This window comes from Rhodococcus sp. 14-2470-1b, assembly GCF_002259415.1.
Classification (GTDB): domain Bacteria; phylum Actinomycetota; class Actinomycetes; order Mycobacteriales; family Mycobacteriaceae; genus Rhodococcoides.
Map to the genome: position 1 here is coordinate 283,340 of NZ_NPFY01000035.1, position 15,831 is coordinate 299,170.

At 64.7% G+C, this 15,831-nt stretch carries 14 protein-coding genes and 1 pseudogene; 7 read left to right on the plus strand and 8 right to left on the minus strand.

Features of this window, described 5'->3' with window-relative positions:
• Nucleotides 1-223: 223 nt before the first annotated feature.
• Nucleotides 224-418, plus strand: a complete 195-nt coding sequence (locus CH293_RS24545) for a hypothetical protein (protein WP_037113023.1) — start codon at nt 224-226, stop codon at nt 416-418.
• A gap of 93 nt (nt 419-511) precedes the next feature.
• Here CH293_RS24545 and CH293_RS24550 read toward each other — a convergent pair whose 3' ends face one another.
• A complete protein-coding gene (locus tag CH293_RS24550; RefSeq protein WP_094721732.1) occupies nt 512-2,248 on the minus strand; it encodes a DEAD/DEAH box helicase in 1,737 nt (578 codons plus the stop codon).
• Nucleotides 2,249-2,408: 160 nt separating this feature from the next.
• Here CH293_RS24550 and CH293_RS24555 point away from each other — a divergent pair, with 160 nt between their 5' ends.
• Nucleotides 2,409-3,677: a YihY/virulence factor BrkB family protein gene (locus CH293_RS24555; RefSeq protein ID WP_094721733.1), complete on the plus strand. Its 1,269-nt coding sequence runs from the start codon at nt 2,409-2,411 to the stop codon at nt 3,675-3,677.
• Here CH293_RS24555 and CH293_RS24560 read toward each other — a convergent pair.
• Nucleotides 3,650-3,886: a DUF3039 domain-containing protein gene (locus CH293_RS24560; RefSeq protein ID WP_037113017.1), complete on the minus strand. Its 237-nt coding sequence runs from the start codon at nt 3,884-3,886 to the stop codon at nt 3,650-3,652. The genes CH293_RS24555 and CH293_RS24560 overlap by 28 nt on opposite strands.
• Nucleotides 3,887-3,968: 82 nt before the next feature.
• On the opposite strand from CH293_RS24560, the gene CH293_RS24565 reads away from it, so the two are divergent.
• From CH293_RS24565 to CH293_RS24575, 3 genes are all read left to right on the plus strand, one after another.
• Nucleotides 3,969-4,337 carry a DUF3099 domain-containing protein gene (locus tag CH293_RS24565; RefSeq protein ID WP_019664065.1) on the plus strand — a complete coding sequence of 123 codons (369 nt, stop codon included), beginning with the start codon at nt 3,969-3,971 and terminating at the stop codon, nt 4,335-4,337.
• Nucleotides 4,338-4,368: 31 nt separating this feature from the next.
• Nucleotides 4,369-5,913, plus strand: coding sequence for a methyltransferase (locus CH293_RS24570; RefSeq protein WP_094721734.1), 1,545 nt, complete (start codon nt 4,369-4,371; stop codon nt 5,911-5,913).
• A gap of 105 nt (nt 5,914-6,018) precedes the next feature.
• Entirely contained in the window at nt 6,019-6,990 is a 972-nt protein-coding gene (locus CH293_RS24575) for a sigma-70 family RNA polymerase sigma factor (RefSeq protein WP_037113014.1), read from the plus strand.
• A gap of 109 nt (nt 6,991-7,099) precedes the next feature.
• On the opposite strand, the gene CH293_RS24580 is transcribed toward CH293_RS24575, so the two are convergent.
• Complete coding sequence (locus CH293_RS24580) at nt 7,100-9,778, minus strand: bifunctional GNAT family N-acetyltransferase/acetate--CoA ligase family protein (RefSeq protein ID WP_037113012.1); 2,679 nt, start codon at nt 9,776-9,778, stop codon at nt 7,100-7,102.
• Nucleotides 9,771-11,042, minus strand: coding sequence for an acetoin utilization protein AcuC (locus tag CH293_RS24585; protein ID WP_176460104.1), 1,272 nt, complete (start codon nt 11,040-11,042; stop codon nt 9,771-9,773). The genes CH293_RS24580 and CH293_RS24585 overlap by 8 nt, the downstream gene beginning before the upstream one ends.
• A 158-nt stretch (nt 11,043-11,200) precedes the next feature.
• On the opposite strand from CH293_RS24585, the gene CH293_RS24590 reads away from it, so the two are divergent.
• Both CH293_RS24590 and galE read left to right on the plus strand, forming a co-directional pair.
• Complete coding sequence (locus CH293_RS24590; protein WP_019664070.1) at nt 11,201-11,887, plus strand: metal-dependent transcriptional regulator; 687 nt, start codon at nt 11,201-11,203, stop codon at nt 11,885-11,887.
• A 14-nt stretch (nt 11,888-11,901) separates the two neighbouring features.
• Nucleotides 11,902-12,885, plus strand: a complete 984-nt coding sequence (gene galE / locus CH293_RS24595; RefSeq protein ID WP_037113010.1) for a UDP-glucose 4-epimerase GalE — start codon at nt 11,902-11,904, stop codon at nt 12,883-12,885.
• Nucleotides 12,886-12,912: 27 nt separating this feature from the next.
• Here galE and CH293_RS24600 read toward each other — a convergent pair whose 3' ends face one another.
• The 4 genes and pseudogenes from CH293_RS24600 to CH293_RS24615 form a co-directional block, all read right to left on the minus strand.
• Complete coding sequence (locus CH293_RS24600; RefSeq protein ID WP_037113009.1) at nt 12,913-14,025, minus strand: DUF4192 domain-containing protein; 1,113 nt, start codon at nt 14,023-14,025, stop codon at nt 12,913-12,915.
• 148 nt (nt 14,026-14,173) lie between these two features.
• Nucleotides 14,174-14,830, minus strand: a complete 657-nt coding sequence (locus CH293_RS24605; RefSeq protein WP_037113393.1) for a DUF5642 family protein — start codon at nt 14,828-14,830, stop codon at nt 14,174-14,176.
• A 206-nt stretch (nt 14,831-15,036) separates the two neighbouring features.
• A complete protein-coding gene (locus tag CH293_RS24610) occupies nt 15,037-15,663 on the minus strand; it encodes an MBL fold metallo-hydrolase (RefSeq protein ID WP_037113391.1) in 627 nt (208 codons plus the stop codon).
• Nucleotides 15,660-15,831: pseudogene (locus CH293_RS24615) on the minus strand (S-(hydroxymethyl)mycothiol dehydrogenase); the annotation flags it as partial. The pseudogene CH293_RS24615 and the gene CH293_RS24610, both read right to left, overlap by 4 nt.

A 15,831-nucleotide genomic window follows, 5' to 3' on the forward strand; every position in this document is an offset into this window, starting at 1 on the left:
GTTCCGCGGGGTTCTCGAATCAGCTGTCAGCGAACAGTCGGAGGCTGAGCACGCGCGGCCAGCAGGTTTCCTTGTGTTTCGTGTTAGTGACAACACAAAGAAACGCGCGCGGGAACAACACGTGACTGCCAATCGTCTGAAAGAGTGTACGGACCGCGCCATACCGACGCGGCGGACCGGCCCCAGGCAATCGGGTGACACCGAACGCCAGTACGGAGGAGTCATGCCCGGAACATTGACCAGCCCACAGTTGACAGCTGCCGACCGGTGCGACCGGTGCGGTGCAGGGGCTCGCGCACGTGTTGTGCTCGCGACCGGAGGAGAACTTCTCTTCTGCGGTCACCACGCCAAGGAGCACGAAGACCGTCTGCGTGAAGTGAACGCAACGGTGATGACCGAATCGGGCTCCGCGGTGTAGGGCCGGTAAACCTGCCGACAACGACATCGATACCGAGAACGGGTGGCCGCATCAGCGGCCACCCGTTCTTCTGTGTTCAGGTCGTGGGACCCGTCACATCTTGCGCAGCTGGGCTATTCGCTCGCTCAACTGATCCGCCGTCGCCATGGCAGTCGGGGGGCCACCACACACACGTCGTAGATCGCCGTGAATGACCCCGTGCGGCTTCCCGGTGCGGTGGTGATACACCGCAACCAGGGAGTTGAGTTCACGCCGCAACGCGGCCAACTGACCTGCCGTCGACACGCGTTCCGACGCGGCAGGCGGTGGGACCGCAGGGGCGGGAGTCGCCGGCTTCTCCATTTGTTCCTGCTGGCGCTGACGAAGCAGATCTCTCATCTGCTTGGCGTCGAGCAGTCCGGGAAGCCCGAGGTAGTCGGCTTCCTCGTCGCTGCCGGAGAAGGTCGCCGTGCCGAACGAGGATCCGTCGTAGATGACCTGGTCCAGCTCGGCGTCGGCTCCGAGTGACGTGTAGGCCTTCTCCTCCTCGCCCAGCTCGTCCTTCTGTTTGTTCGCGTCGGCCAGAAGGTCGTCGTCCAGGCCGTCCTTCTCGCGGTGCGGTTTACCGAGAATGTGGTCGCGTTGCGCCTCCAGCTGGCTCGCCAGGTCGAGGAGAACCGGTACCGAGGGGAGAAAGACGCTGGCCGTCTCCCCCGGCCGCCTGGATCGCACGAATCGACCGATGGCCTGTGCGAAGTACAGCGGCGTGGACGCGCTGGTGGCGTACACCCCGACAGCGAGACGCGGAACGTCCACGCCTTCGGACACCATCCGAACCGCGACCATCCATTTCTGGTTGCTCTTGCCGAATTCCGCGATCCGAGCGGAGGAAGTCGGGTCGTCGGACAGCACGATGCACGGTGTTTCGCCGGTGATGACCTCGATCAACTTGGCGTACGCGCGAGCGACGGTCTGGTCCGTCGCGATCACCAGGCCGCCCGCGTCGGGCATTCCGCCGGCCCGCAACTGACCGAGGCGAGTGTTGGCCGCGAGCAGAACCGCAGGCATCCAGTCTCCCTGCGGATCCAACGCGGTCCGCCACGCACGAGCGGTCTGCTCCGCGTTCAGAGGCTCACCCAGACGCGCCGTGTACTCCTCGCCTGCACTGTCTCGCCACCGGGCCTCGCCCGAGTACGCCAGGAACACCACGGGGCGCACGACGCCGTCGGCAAGGGCGTCCGAGTAGCCGTAGGCATGGTCCGCGCGCGAGCGCATCAGACCGTCCTGGTCCGGCTCGTAATTCACGAACGGAATGGGGCTGTCGTCGCTGCGAAACGGCGTTCCAGTCAGAGCGAGGCGACGAGTGGCGTCGCTGAAGGCCTCTCGAATGCCCTCGCCCCAACTCTTGGCATCGCCGCCGTGGTGGATTTCGTCGAGAATGACGAGAGTCCTGCGACTCTCCGTGCGGACCCGGTGTCTGAACGGGTGCGACGCAATCTGCGCATACGTCACGACGACGCCGTGATAGTCACTCGACGTCTGCCCCGTCGAGTTGGAGAACCGAGAATCCAGTGCAATGCCCACTCGCGCTGCAGATTCAGCCCACTGGTGCTTCAGGTGCTCCGTCGGTGCGACAACGGTCACCTGATCGACCGTCCGGTGAGCGAGCAGCTCCGACGCCACTCGCAACGCGAACGTCGTCTTGCCTGCACCGGGCGTCGCGACTGCCAGGAAGTCCTTCGGCGAGGACACCAGATATTTCGTCAGAGCGCGCCTCTGCCACGCACGCAGCGGCGCACCACCTGCCGAGGGTGCAGTCGAGGTGTCGATCGGGTCTGTCGTGTCGGTCATGTCAGCGCTCACTGGCCGCCGATTCCTGGCATCGATGAATGTCCTCGCGCTCTCGCCTCGCCTTGCAGTGTCCGCCGTGGAGCCTAACTCTCGGCACCGACCGATTCCTCATCGCCGAGCTAGAGCGAGTCGTACGACACGCCGAAGGGCTGCAGGCGGGGTGGAACGAGCACTCGTGCTCGACGTCAGGAATGCTGGAGTGACCATGAGCGAATCGACGGCTTCCCCCTCGCCGACCGAGCAGTTGTCGGCACGCCACCCCGTGCGGCTCGTGTGGGTGGTGACCTTGCGCACACTGGCCAAGGCTTGGGACGACTCGATTTTCAGCAAATCCGCGACCGCGGCGTTCTGGCAGACCCTGTCGCTGCCGCCCCTGCTGCTCGGTGTCCTCGGAAGCCTCGGATTCGTCGCGGGATGGTTCGGGCCGAACACCATCGACATCATCGAGTCCAAGATCATCACGTTCAGTAGCACTCTGTTCAGCGACAGCGTCGTCGACGGCATCATCGAACCGACGGTGCAGGACATTCTTCAGCAGGGTCGGGGCGAGATCGTCTCGGGCGGCTTCGTTCTGTCGCTGTGGGCAGGGTCGTCGGCCATCTCGACGTTCGTCGATTCCATCGTCGAAGCGCACGGTCAGCAGGACGCTCGCAATCCGGTGTGGCAGCGTATTTTCGCGCTCCTGCTGTACGTCGCCTTCCTGGTCGTCGCGGTCTTCGTGCTTCCGCTCGTCGCACTCGGGCCGACGTACGTTCAGGCTCTGCTTCCCGATTCGTGGTTCGAGATCGGTAGCGAACTGATCGACATCCTGTATTACCCGGCCGTCGGCCTGCTGCTGATCGTCGGACTGACCACTCTGTACAAGGTCGCGTTGCACACGTCCCTGCCCTGGCATCGACTTCTGGGCGGCGCGTTGCTGGCCGGTGTCTTCTTCATGATCGCGAGCGCCGTGCTGCGGTTCTACCTCACCTGGGTCACCGGCACCGGCTACACCTACGGTGCGCTGGCGACCCCGATCGCGTTCCTGCTCTTCACGTTCTTCCTCGGCTTCGCCGTGGTGCTCGGCGCCGAATTCAACGCGACCATCCAGGAGTTCTTTCCAGCGCGCGCCACCAGGATCGAGCAGATGAGGGAGTGGCTCGCCGCGCAGGCCGCCTACGAGGAGTCGGGAGCCGTGTCCGCCGTCGCCTGGCGCCTCGCCACCGGTCCCATCCGTCTGACGGGCGACCGCTCACGACCCAAACGGGCCGAATCGCCACAAGCGGAACTCGGGCCGACCGCCGATCCGACCGCCGATCCGACCACCGACCCGTCCACGACCGACTCGTCCACGACCGACCCGTCCGCGACCGACCCGACCCATCCGTCTGCTCAGCAACACGGTGGGCCGGAGAGGTCGGATCAGTCGCCCTTCTTCAAGCCGTCGTAGACCTTCTTGCAGTCAGGGCATACCGGCGAACCGGGCTTGGCCGACTTGGTGACGGGAAACACCTCGCCGCACAGTGCAACCACGTGGGTACCCATGACCGCGCTCTCGGCGATCTTGTTCTTCTTGACGTAGTGGAAGAATTTGGGCCGGTCGTCGTCGGTGGTGTCGTCCGGCGCGATATCGGGACGTTCCTTGGTCTGAGTGCTCATGCCTCGATTATTCCGCACCGAAGCTACCCACGACCACCTACCGCTCAGTGCAATCCGAGCAACGTAGTGACACAGTGGAGGCATGACGCGAACATCCGGGTTCTCCGACCCGGCGGACAGCGGCTCGGCCCGTCACCCAGCACTGATCACCGAAGCACGAACGTCGGTGGAAGAACAGCATCGTGCTCGCGTGAAGAAGTACATGTTCATCATGTCGTTTCGGATCCCCGCGCTGGTGCTCGCCGCCGTTTCCTACAGCATCTGGGCCAACCCGTGGATTGCCATGGCGATCGTCGGGGTCTCCATCCCACTTCCGTGGATGGCGGTGTTGATCGCCAACGACCGACCGCCTCGCACGAAGGACGAGGTGAGTCGCTACGACGGCCGCCGACAGGAGGACCCCGCGATCGAGGCGCGGGCGCACCACGTGATCGAAGCAGGCGAGGACTGATCGATCGCTCCGTCCTGAGAGACTGAGCAACGTGACTGCCCCGCTGCTCTCGGCCTGCCCACCGCTGCGCGACGCGTTCCTGCGGGTCGGGTACTCCGCTGATGCCCTGCTCGACGCCCTCGGCGTCGACGCTCATTCCGCACTCGGTCGCAGTGAGCCGGTTCCGGTTCGGAGGGCGTCCCGTGCGCTCGGAGATCTGGGCGTGCTCATTCGTCTGTTCCTGCTCGTCGACGACGTTCCCGCGGCCGATGCGTCGGCGGCACTGGCACCACTGCTGCTGGACGACGCTGTCGCGGCGGGAATTGTCGGGCACAGCGGCCCAGGTCTGGTACGGGCTGCCGTGGACATCAGGCCGCTCGACACCGGATCGGGTACCCGCTGGGTCGTGTCCGATCTCGACGGCAGCATGCGGGACTCCCCTACTGCGTCCGATCACGTTCTCGGGGTCGGTCAGGCGTCGTTGTCACTGCTTCGCGGAACTCCTACAACACCGGTTCAGTCGGTTCTGGATGTCGGAACAGGGTGCGGAGTGCAGGCTGTCCACGCGGCGCACTATGCGGAATCGGTGACCGGAACCGATATCAGCGAGCGGTCGATGCTACTGGCCGCGGCCACGTTCGCGCTCAACGACATGGATGTCGAGCTTCTTCGTGGGTCGTGGTTCGAACCGGTGGAGGGACGTGTGTTCGATCGGATCGTCGCCAATCCGCCGTTCGTCGTCGGTCTCGGCACGGTCAGCCACAGCTATCGCGACTCGGGGATCGATCTGGACGGCGCGAGCCGGCTCATGATCGAGCAGGCTCCGACGCATCTCGCTGTCGGTGGCACGGCAGCCATCCTCGCGTCGTGGATTCATGTCGACGGCGAGGACTGGCGACGCCGGGTGGCGTCCTGGTTGCCCGAGCACGGCGTCGACGCGTGGATCCTCCAACGTGACGTCGCAGATCCGGCCCTGTACGTGGGGACATGGATGAAGGACGGCGGCGTCGATCCGCGGGACGGAGCCGGAGCTGCCCAGGCGGAGGCGTGGCTCGATCATTTCGAGGCAGCTGCCGTGACGGGCATCGGGTTCGGGTTCGTCTATCTACGCCGAACCGACCTTCCCACCGACGTCCTTGCCGAAGACCTGCGGCACGCGTTCGAGGATCCGCTGGGCGACGAGGCGATCGACTACTTCGCTCGGCTGACGTGGTTACGCGAGAACGACGTCGCGACTGCTGTCTTCGAGCTGGATCCGGCAACGGCACTCGAGAAGGTGTCACTGCCGGGCGACGAGGGGTGGACGCCGGTGGTGACCCGCGTGCATCGCGGCAACGGACCGAACTGGCAACACGAGATCGACGACCTGGGCGCCGCCCTGCTCGCTGGAATGTCCCCGGGTGGGTTGCCGCTGGCCGAGTTGATCGAACTGCTCGCGGTTGCGCACGGCGCGGAACCGGAGGACCTGACGCCTGCAGCTCTGACCTTGGTGGTCGATCTCTTTCGTCATGGATTGATCAGGCCCCGAGGTTTTCGGGCCCGATCGGGGCAAGTTCCGACCGGGAAGAGCTTCTCAGCAACTTCTCAGGCCGAGTAAGGGATAGAGCCTGGTCAGGCGGGTATCACAGGGTCGAGCGCGGGAACTTATCGAAGTCTTCCGGACGTTGAGCACTATGAGACACCACCGATCAGGAGGCAAGTCATGACCAGCCCCAGCACCACGACCCGCCCGCGCCCCAGCGATGCCGACCTCGACGCCCAGAGTCCGGCCGCAGACTTGGTCCGCGTCTACCTCAACGGAATCGGACGTACAGCCCTGCTGACCGCCGACGAGGAAGTGGATCTCGCCAAGCGGATCGAGGCCGGGTTGTACGCGAAGAACGTGCTGGAGAACACCAAGCGGTTGACCGCCGCCAAGAAGCGGAATCTCGCCATCATCGTGCGCGACGGAAGTGCAGCCCGTAGCCACCTGCTGGAGGCCAACCTCCGCCTGGTCGTGTCCCTCGCCAAGCGATACACCGGACGCGGAATGCCTCTGCTCGATCTCATCCAGGAAGGCAACCTGGGTCTGATCCGAGCGATGGAGAAGTTCGATTACGCCAAGGGGTTCAAGTTCTCCACGTACGCCACGTGGTGGATTCGCCAGGCCATCACGCGTGGCATGGCAGATCAGAGCCGTACGATCCGGCTTCCAGTCCACCTGGTGGAGCAGGTGAACAAGCTGGCCCGGATCAAGCGTGAACTGCATCAGCAGCTCGGCCGTGAGGCCACCGACGAGGAACTGTCGAACGAATCCGGCATTCCCGCCGAGAAGATCGCAGATCTTCTCGACCACAGCCGTGACCCGGTCAGCCTCGACATGCCTGTCGGCAGCGACGAAGAAGCACCGCTCGGAGACTTCATCGAGGATTCCGAAGCCACATCGGCCGAGAACGCGGTCATCGCCGGTCTGCTTCACACCGACGTACGGACGGTGCTGGGAACGCTCGACGAGCGTGAACAGCAGGTCATTCGGCTGCGCTACGGTCTCGACGACGGTCAGCCCCGCACCCTCGACCAGATCGGCAAGCTCTTCGGCCTGTCCCGCGAGCGTGTCCGTCAGATCGAGCGTGAGGTCATGGTGAAGCTACGCCAGGGAGACCGCGCGGAGAAGCTTCGCTCGTACGCGAGCTGAGCAGCACTCCCCGATCAGGTGGTGCAGCGGTGACTCGTCCCGCTGACTCACCCAAAGCAGTGGCCGCTCCGAGTGCTCGTGCACTCGGAGCGGCTACTGCTTGTGTCGGTCATCGCAATCGCCGAGGGCCAAGGTCCGCTCGGGTGGGTTCGGGACCGACGCGGAGGCGGGTATCGATGATTTCCGCTCCACTCGCCGACGCCAAGACGGGCTCACAGACGAGTTCGCGAAGTTCCGGGATGTCGTCGGCCATCGCCGAGACTCGTTGGACGAGGTCGACGAGTGCGCTCTTGTTCACGGGTACGGCGTTTCGGTAGCCGGACAGCAAAGGCGCGGCCTTGGGCGCGTCGATCAGTTGCACGGCTTCGTCCTCGGTCAGTGGGAGCACGCGGTATGCGCGGTCCCCCAGTAGATCCGAGATGACGCCCGCCAACCCGAACGAGATCAACGATCCGAAGCTCGGGTCGTCCTGGACCTGCACGACGCACCCGATGCCTTTCGGCGCCATACGCTGCACCTGTAGCAGTGGTTCGCCCGTCTCGTGTGCGAGCGTGTGATACGCAATACGCACCGCGTCCGCGCCCGCGAGGTCGAGACGAACTCCACTGAGGTCCGGACGATGCTTCCACTGTGGTCCGGTTGCCTTGACGGCGACGGGATATCCGAGTTCCTCGGCTGCGGCGACAGCCTCGGCCTCGTCGGTGACCGACCGGAAGTCCACGACGCTGATTCCGTAGCAGGACAACAGTTCTGCAGATTCGAAATCCGACAACCATCGATCCTTGCCGCCGGACATCCACCCACGGACCAGAGCCGATGCACGTTCGGAGTCGATTCCGTTCGGTCGAATCGGGGTGGACGCAGGTCTGCTTCTCCATGCGCTGTAGCGCCACGCCTTGGCGAGTGCCGTGACGGCACGCTCCGGGCTCGAATACGACGGAACCGAACCACGCACGGGCTGACCCTGCTCACCCCGGACCGCCAGCACGTCGGGAATACCCTCGGTGGCAAGGAACGTCGTCAGCACCGGCTTGTCGGCGCCGCGGACGGCGTTGCCCAGTGCTTCGGCGAAGGGCTCGACGGTCACTGCGACCGGCGGTACGAACACCACGATCACCGAGTCGACGTCACCCGCCTGCAATGCGCCGGACACAGCCGCCGCGAACTCCTGCGGACCCGCTTGAGGACCGACATCGATGGGCGCTCCCGCATGCAGTCCTTCGGCACGCGCGGCGTCGACTGCAAGCACACCGAGTGCAGTGGAGTTGCCGACGACCGCCACGCGCGGGCCCGCGGGCAACGGTTGGAAGCCGAACAGGATTGCGCAGTCGAAGAGCTGTGCGATGGTGTCGACCTGGATGACACCTGCCTGCTCGAACAGAGCTTTCACGATCGAATCGTCGATGTCCGGCCCCGTGGCCAGCGCCGGCGGAATCGCACCACGTCCACTCTTGACGGCGACGATCGGCTTGGACCGTGCCACCCGGCGCGCAATTCGGGTGAATTTCCGTGGATTACCGAAGCTTTCGAGATACAGGAGGACGACTTCGGTCGCGGGGTCGGAATCCCAGTACTGCAGTAAGTCGTTACCCGAGACATCGGCACGGTTTCCTGCCGAGACGAACGTGGAGAACCCGAGACTGCGTTTGGTGGCCTGATCCAGAATTGCGATTCCGAGCGCGCCCGACTGACAGAAGAAACCCACGTGCCCCGGCATGGGAAGCGACGGTGCGAGCGTCGCGTTCAGCGCGAACTCCGGGTCGGTGTTCGCGACACCGAGGGCGTTGGGTCCGACCAACCGCATACCGTGGGCACGTGCGGATCGCACGAGCCGACGTTCGTTCTCTTGCCCTTCCGGACCGGATTCACCGAATCCCGCCGACACGACCACGAGTGCCTTCACACCCTTGTCGAGGCAGTCGTCGAGCACCTCGTCGATCGAATCCGCGGGCACGGCCGCGATTGCCAGATCCACCGAATCCGGAATGTCGTGGACTGTCGGGTAGGCCCGAACTCCACGAACCGATCGGTGGTCGGCGTTGACGGGATAGACCGGCCCGGTGAAGCCACCCGCGAGGAGGTTCGCGAGCACTGCGTTGCCGACTTTCGAACTGTCCGTGGAGGCGCCGATCACGGCAACGGACGTCGGGCTCAGCACGTTACGCACGCTACGGGCTTCGGCTGCCCGCTCACGCGAATTACGAACGGAGAGAAGAGCTTCGCTGGGATCGATGGCGAACTCGAGCCGTAGAACCCCACCTTCGTAGCTTCGCGAGACCTGGTATCCGGCCTCGCGAAACACCGTCACCATATTGCGGTTCTCGGCAAGAACCTCGGCGACGAACATCGTCACCCCGTTCTCGGCCGCCGCTCCGGCGAGATGTTCCAACAGGATCGGTCCGAGTCCACGGCCCTGGTGAGAATCGGCGACGACGAAGGCGACCTCCGCCGAGTTGCCGTCGCCTTCCGGTAGTCGCTCGTATCGACCGACGGCGATGATGTCGTCACCGAGGATGGCGACGAACGCGACTCGGGAGTGATGGTCGACCGTCGTGAAGTTGAGGACATCACGCTGCGGCATCGTCGGGTACGGGCCAAAGTAACGCAGATAGCGTGTGCGTTCGGAGAGGCGCCCGTGGAAAGCGACGAGAGCGTCCGCATCCGACGGGACGATCGGCCGGAGATGGACCACTCCCCCGTCGGAGGCCAACACGTCGGCGACCCAGTGCTTGGGGAAGGACGTCTCGGCACGTTCTCGTTCGCGCTCTTTGGCGGTGGGTTCAGTCACGAGGGTCCTCCGGGTCGAGGCCGAGCAGGGGAAAGCTTGCTCGCCGGGTGGCGATGATCGCCGAGTCGACACGCTCGAGCGCACGATCGGCGGCCTCGACGCTCCCCGCCACGGCGCCGCCCGGGCCGTCCCACGGGGGATAGTCGATGTCCCCGCCGTCTCCCATCACCTGCGGTAGGTCGACACTCGGAGCGATCGTGCGCACACGGTCACGCCACTGCTCGGGCAGAGCGAGGCCGGGGTCGATGCTCCGGCCCAGAGCGGCAGCGATCAGATGCGTCCATGCACGGGGCACGACGCGCACAAGACCGTAACCACCTCCGCCGACCGCGAGCCACCGCCCCTCGGAGTACCTGTCCGCGAGGTCGCGCATGGCGAGGAATGCCGCATTCTGACCGTCGACGGTCAACGCCAGGTCGGCCAACGGGTCCTCCCGGTGACTGTCCACGCCGCACTGACTGACGATGATCTGCGGACGGAACGCCGAGATGGCCCCCGGCACGATCGCATGAAACGCACGCAGCCACAACCGGTCTCCGGTTCCTGGCAACAGCGGAATGTTGATCGCGGTCCCTTCGGCCGGCCCAGAGCCGACTTCGCTCGACCATCCGGTGTTGGGCCACAGCGTCGCGGGATGTTGATGGAGTGACACCGTCAGCACTCGGGGGTCACCGACGAACGCCTGTTGCACGCCGTCACCGTGGTGGGCGTCGACGTCGATGTAGGCGATACGGTCGAAACCGTTGTCGAGCAACCACGAAATGGCAACCGCAGCGTCGTTGTAGACGCAGAATCCGGATGCCCAGTCGGCCATGGCGTGGTGCATCCCGCCGCCGATGCTCACGGCCCGCCGTGCTCGTCCGGCCGCAATTTCCCGTGCCGCGGTCAGTGAACCACCGGTGAGCATCGCGGATGCTTCGTGCATCTTCTCGAACACCGGGTTGTCGTCCGATCCCAATCCGTGTTCCACGTGATCGGGATCCACCAACGCCGTACCCTTCTCGGGCGCACGTTTGACCGCCTCGATGTAGGCGGGTGTGTGAATTCGGAGCAGCTCGTCGTCCGGAGCCGCAGTGGGTTCGACGAGTTCGATTCCCTCCAGAACGCCGATCTGTCGCGCGAGCTGCATCGTCAGATCCAGACGCGTCGGGTTCATCGGATGATCCGCACTCCACCGGTACGAGAGGTACTCCGCGCTCCAGACGACGATGTCGTCGCCTGCCACCGGAGTACGTGGTGGCGATGCCGTCGCCTGATCTGCCATGACACGCAACGCTACTTGTCGCGCCGGGACTGTGCGAGCGTCCCTCGGTGTTGTAGTCGGTTACCGGCGGGTACGAATTCGCGGCACGCGGGCACATGGCCTACGGCGCCACTATGCGCCGATCAACGGTAGAATCCGTTGCGACGAAGGGGTTGAGTGTGAAGGATCTGGTCGACACCACGGAGATGTATCTCCGGACGATTTACGACTTGGAAGAAGAGGGCGTCGTACCGCTGCGAGCACGTATCGCCGAACGCCTCGAACAGAGCGGTCCCACCGTCAGCCAGACCGTCGCTCGAATGGAGCGAGACGGGCTGCTTTCGGTTGCGGGTGACCGCCACCTGGAACTGACGGAGAAGGGCCGCAGCCTGGCCGTCGCGGTGATGCGCAAGCATCGGCTCGCCGAGCGGCTGCTCGTCGATGTCATCGGTCTGCGCTGGGAAGACGTCCATGCCGAGGCATGCCGCTGGGAACACGTCATGAGCGAGGAAGTCGAGCGTCGACTCGTAGCCGTACTGAACAACCCGACGACGTCGCCGTACGGAAACCCGATTCCGGGCCTTGCCGAACTCGGGCTCGGTCAGCCGGCTGCCGCACCGGAGGACCTGATCAGATTGACCGATCTGCCTCATGGGAATGCGACGGCCGTGGTCGTCCGCCGTCTCGCAGAGCACGTCCAGTCCGATCCCGAGGTCATCGCGCAGCTGCGTGATGCAGGCGTCGTGCCCGACGCGCGTGTGACGGTGGAGGCCAAGCCCGGCACGGTGACGATCACTGTCCCCGGCCACGACGGCATCGACATTTCCGAGGAGATGGCTCATGCCGTCCAGGTGAAGCAGGTCTGAGCGGAGTCACGGACATGAAATTGTTGGTGACCGGTGGAGCCGGGTACGTCGGTAGCGTGTGCGCTGCCGTCCTGATCGAACGCGGCCACGAGGTCGTGGTAGTGGACAACCTGTCCACCGGCAACCGGGATGCGGTTCCGGCGGGCGCCGAGTTCGTCGAGGCGGACATCAAGGATGTCGCGTCGTCGATTCTCGGCGAAGGCCGATTCGACGGGGTTCTGCACTTCGCAGCGCAGTCCCTCGTCGGCGAGTCCGTCGTAGCGCCGGATCGGTACTGGTCGGGCAATGTGGTGACCACGCTCGCGTTGCTCGAGGCGATCAGGGAGTCGGGCACACCGAAGCTCGTCTTCTCGTCCACGGCCGCGACATACGGTGAGCCGGAGCGAACTCCGATCACGGAGTCGATGCCGACGGCGCCCACCAATCCGTACGGCGCAACCAAATTGGCCATCGACCATGCCATAACGTCGTATTCGAACGCGTACGGCCTGGCCGCGACGAGCCTGCGGTACTTCAATGTTGCCGGCGCGTACGCGGGTTTCGGCGAGAACCGGGTCGTAGAAACGCATCTGATTCCGCTGGTCCTACAAACCGCGCTCGGCCAGCGGGCGAAGATCTCGGTGTTCGGTACGGATTGGCCGACGCCCGACGGCACCGCGGTGCGTGACTACATCCACGTCCTCGATCTTGCCGATGCCCACATCCTCGCACTCGAGTCGGCAACGTCGGGATCGCACACGATCTTCAATCTGGGTAGTGGTCAAGGTTTTTCGGTGCGTGAGGTCATCGACGCCTGCGCGCGCGTCACCGGCCTGCCCATCGCGGTGGAGAACGCTCCGCGCCGAGCGGGTGATCCGGCAGTGCTCATCGCCTCGAGCGACCTGGCCACCACCGAACTCGGATGGTCGCCGCAGAGGACCGACCTCGATGTCATCGTCGCCGATGCGTGGAACTTCCTCCAGAAGTTGGGCGATCGAGCGCATTCGGCACGGCCGTAGCATCCGGTAGGGGCATTTCGGTAGAGGTCAGTCCACCGGCGGCGGGAGCGCGACTCCGCACAGCTCGGCCACTGCATATCCGCTGAGCGCCACCTCCCGGATCATCGAGGGCCGCGCGCCCGCGGCGAGCGAGCGGCTCAGCAGGTGGGCGAGCGAGTAGTTCTCGTCGGCCTGGTGCGCGATGTCCAGTGCAACGGAGGCCAGCGTGCCTTCGCCCCGCGTATAGGCACTGAACGCCAACAGCGTTGCCGGGCATGCCCGTTCCGGTGCGGGCAACGTGCGCATCAGCAGAGTCCACAACTGTTCGGCCAGCCCGGCGACGCCGGTGAGCGCCAGTGCGAGAACGCTGTCGCGCACCATGACGTGGTTCACCGCCGTTCCGAACTCCGCGATCCGTTCCGGCGGCAGAGTGACCACGGCAGGATTGTCGGGAGAGTACCCCGACCATTCCTTCAACTGGTCGACGATCGAGCGGAGACGTTCGCGGTCGCTGCCGACGTCGACGACCGCGCCCGAAGCGAGTGTCCGCGCGACTTCCCGCGACAGCGGATCGTCCACCGGCCGAACGGTTCTTGCCAGCATGGTGCGGGATTCGTGTACTCCGCGACCTTGGAGCATGTACGCCAGTGCAACGGGCGATGTTCTGGGGTCGGTGAGGTATCCGTACTCCATGACGCCGATCGCGGACCTCCACCGGCTCCCGCGGGTCACCTCTGCGATCAGGTAGACCTCGGTCATTTCGACCCCCCGAACTCGCAGCTGGTCGGACAATCGATGTGCGAGTCCCCTGAACCGTCCGTCCACGGTGACACCACGATCGTCGACGATGACTGCGAGTGCGGCCCGGACCTGATACTGGGCGCACATCTCAGCGAAATGCTCGATGACGCTCTGCATGTCCTCGGTCACACCCGACTCGAAGAGCGACTGCCCTTCGGAACGGTCCGGCAAGGTCAGGTCGTGTCGCATCACGGTCTGGACTTCCAGGGTCGACCCGGCAAGGACGTCGAGGCACATCAAGACCAGCGAGCGCTCGGGTGTGAATCCCAGGAACGCCGGGATTGCGGCGATGAGTTCACCCGGACCGACGATGCGCTCGGGTGTCGGCGGGTGTCGGTGGGTGCCGGAGTCGGTTGTCATGGTGCACAGCGTGCCTCGGCCGATCTCCGAGTTCCGGTTCCGACCTGCGACGGAAGATCACCTGTGGATGACGGGCACCCTGTGGACAACCGCGGGCTGCGATGGCCGATCCACGAGTGGACTGAACGCGTGAAGTCGGTGGGATGTGCTAACCGGCCTTCACCTTCTGCACCGCTGCGGTGAAGACCTCGTCCAACGTCGCGCCGTCGATCGCGCCCTGCTCGAAGGACATGTAGGTCGCAGCGATTCTGACGTCTCCGACCTGGGCCAGAAGCGTCAACATCGACTGCGTCACCGTGTCCGACCCCGTTCCCGACGACACTGTCTGACGAACGGCGAGAGTGTCGTCGGCGTCGATGGGAGGGGCCGGGACGACCGTGGACCGAATAGTGGACGTTGCGCCGGATTTCGTCGCTTGAACCTCGGCGCATTCGGCAAGTTGCGATTCCCGTACCGACAACGGCTCGTCGGTTGCGGTCAGTTCGACCGAGATCGTGGCGCGGTCCGTGTTGTCGGTGCCGACGATCAAGGCAGCTTCGCCCGCTCTGACTTCCTTGGGTTTGCAGCCGGCCGGGCTCACCTCGGCGCCGGCGGGAATGCCCGTCAGATCCGGTGATGCCTGCGCAATCGCCTGTGGTGGAAGGACTATGGCCTCGTACGGTGCGGGGAACACCGACGGATCGACCAACAGTGCATTCAGGTCCGCGGCTTCGCTCGATACCGACGGTGCCTCACTGGTTCCGGCAGGCTCGGGGGTACCGGACACGTTGGACCCGCACGCGACCAGGGTGACGGCGGCACAGATGCCGATCCCGAGAAGAGTCGGTCGATGTCCTGCGTAACGACGCACCACGGGAAGAGCCTCCAGACTTTGGCCACGGAAATTACCGGAAATCTCGCCTGTGTTCACCTAGACATGAGACGTCCGGTTCCACCCTCTCATTCGGAGGGTGAAACCGGACGTAAGGCACGCGCGTGTTCGTCGAGTTACCCCGGCGAACACAGTGGACGTCAGCTTCCGCGTTTGATCCATTCCTCGAGGTGTGGGGACTCGTCGCCGATGCTCGTTCCGTCACCGTGTCCGGTGTTCACGCGGGTTTCGGCCGGCAGCGCGAACAATCGATCCCGGATCGAACCGATGATGGTCGGGAAATCGGAGTACGACCGTCCTGTCGCGCCGGGTCCACCGGAGAACAGGGTGTCGCCGGAGAACAACTGCCCGGCTTCGGGTAGATAGAGGCACGTCGAACCCGGCGAATGTCCCGGGGTGTGCAGAGCGAGAATCTCCGTACCTGCCACGGAGATTCGCTGACCGTCCTCGAGCGTGGAGTGCGCGAGTCCGGGATGGGTCTGCTCCCACAACACGTCGTCGGCCGGATTGAGCAGGATCGGAGCGTCGAGCTCACGTGACAGCTCCGGCGCGACGGTGACGTGATCATTGTGGCCGTGTGTGCACACGATTGCCTTCACCGTCCGGCCTGCCACGGCCTCGATGATGGGGCGAGCGTCGTGAGCAGCATCGACGATCACTACTTCGCTGTCGTCGCCGATCAGCCAGATGTTGTTGTCGACATCCCATTCACCTCCGTCGAGAGCGAAGGTTCCCGAGGTCACCACCTTGTCGATGCGCAGGCTCATAGTTCGACCACCGATCGCAGGACCGTGCCCTTGTGCATCTTCTCGAACGCAGCCTCGATGTCCTCGATCCCGATCCGCTCGGTCACGAACTTCTCCAACGGCAACCGACCCTGCTCGTACAAATCCACCAACAACGGAAAATCACGCTCCGGCAAGCAATCGCCATAC

Coding starts and splice junctions, on each gene's coding strand:
- CH293_RS24575 (WP_037113014.1), top strand. CDS start 6,019: ATGACCAGCCCCAGCACCACGACCCGCCCGCGCCCCAGCGATGCCGAC.
- CH293_RS24585 (WP_176460104.1), bottom strand. CDS start 11,042: ATGGCAGATCAGGCGACGGCATCGCCACCACGTACTCCGGTGGCAGGC.
- CH293_RS24610 (WP_037113391.1), bottom strand. CDS start 15,663: ATGAGCCTGCGCATCGACAAGGTGGTGACCTCGGGAACCTTCGCTCTC.
- CH293_RS24545 (WP_037113023.1), top strand. CDS start 224: ATGCCCGGAACATTGACCAGCCCACAGTTGACAGCTGCCGACCGGTGC.
- CH293_RS24600 (WP_037113009.1), bottom strand. CDS start 14,025: ATGACAACCGACTCCGGCACCCACCGACACCCGCCGACACCCGAGCGC.
- CH293_RS24565 (WP_019664065.1), top strand. CDS start 3,969: ATGACGCGAACATCCGGGTTCTCCGACCCGGCGGACAGCGGCTCGGCC.
- CH293_RS24560 (WP_037113017.1), bottom strand. CDS start 3,886: ATGAGCACTCAGACCAAGGAACGTCCCGATATCGCGCCGGACGACACC.
- CH293_RS24550 (WP_094721732.1), bottom strand. CDS start 2,248: ATGACCGACACGACAGACCCGATCGACACCTCGACTGCACCCTCGGCA.
- galE (WP_037113010.1), top strand. CDS start 11,902: ATGAAATTGTTGGTGACCGGTGGAGCCGGGTACGTCGGTAGCGTGTGC.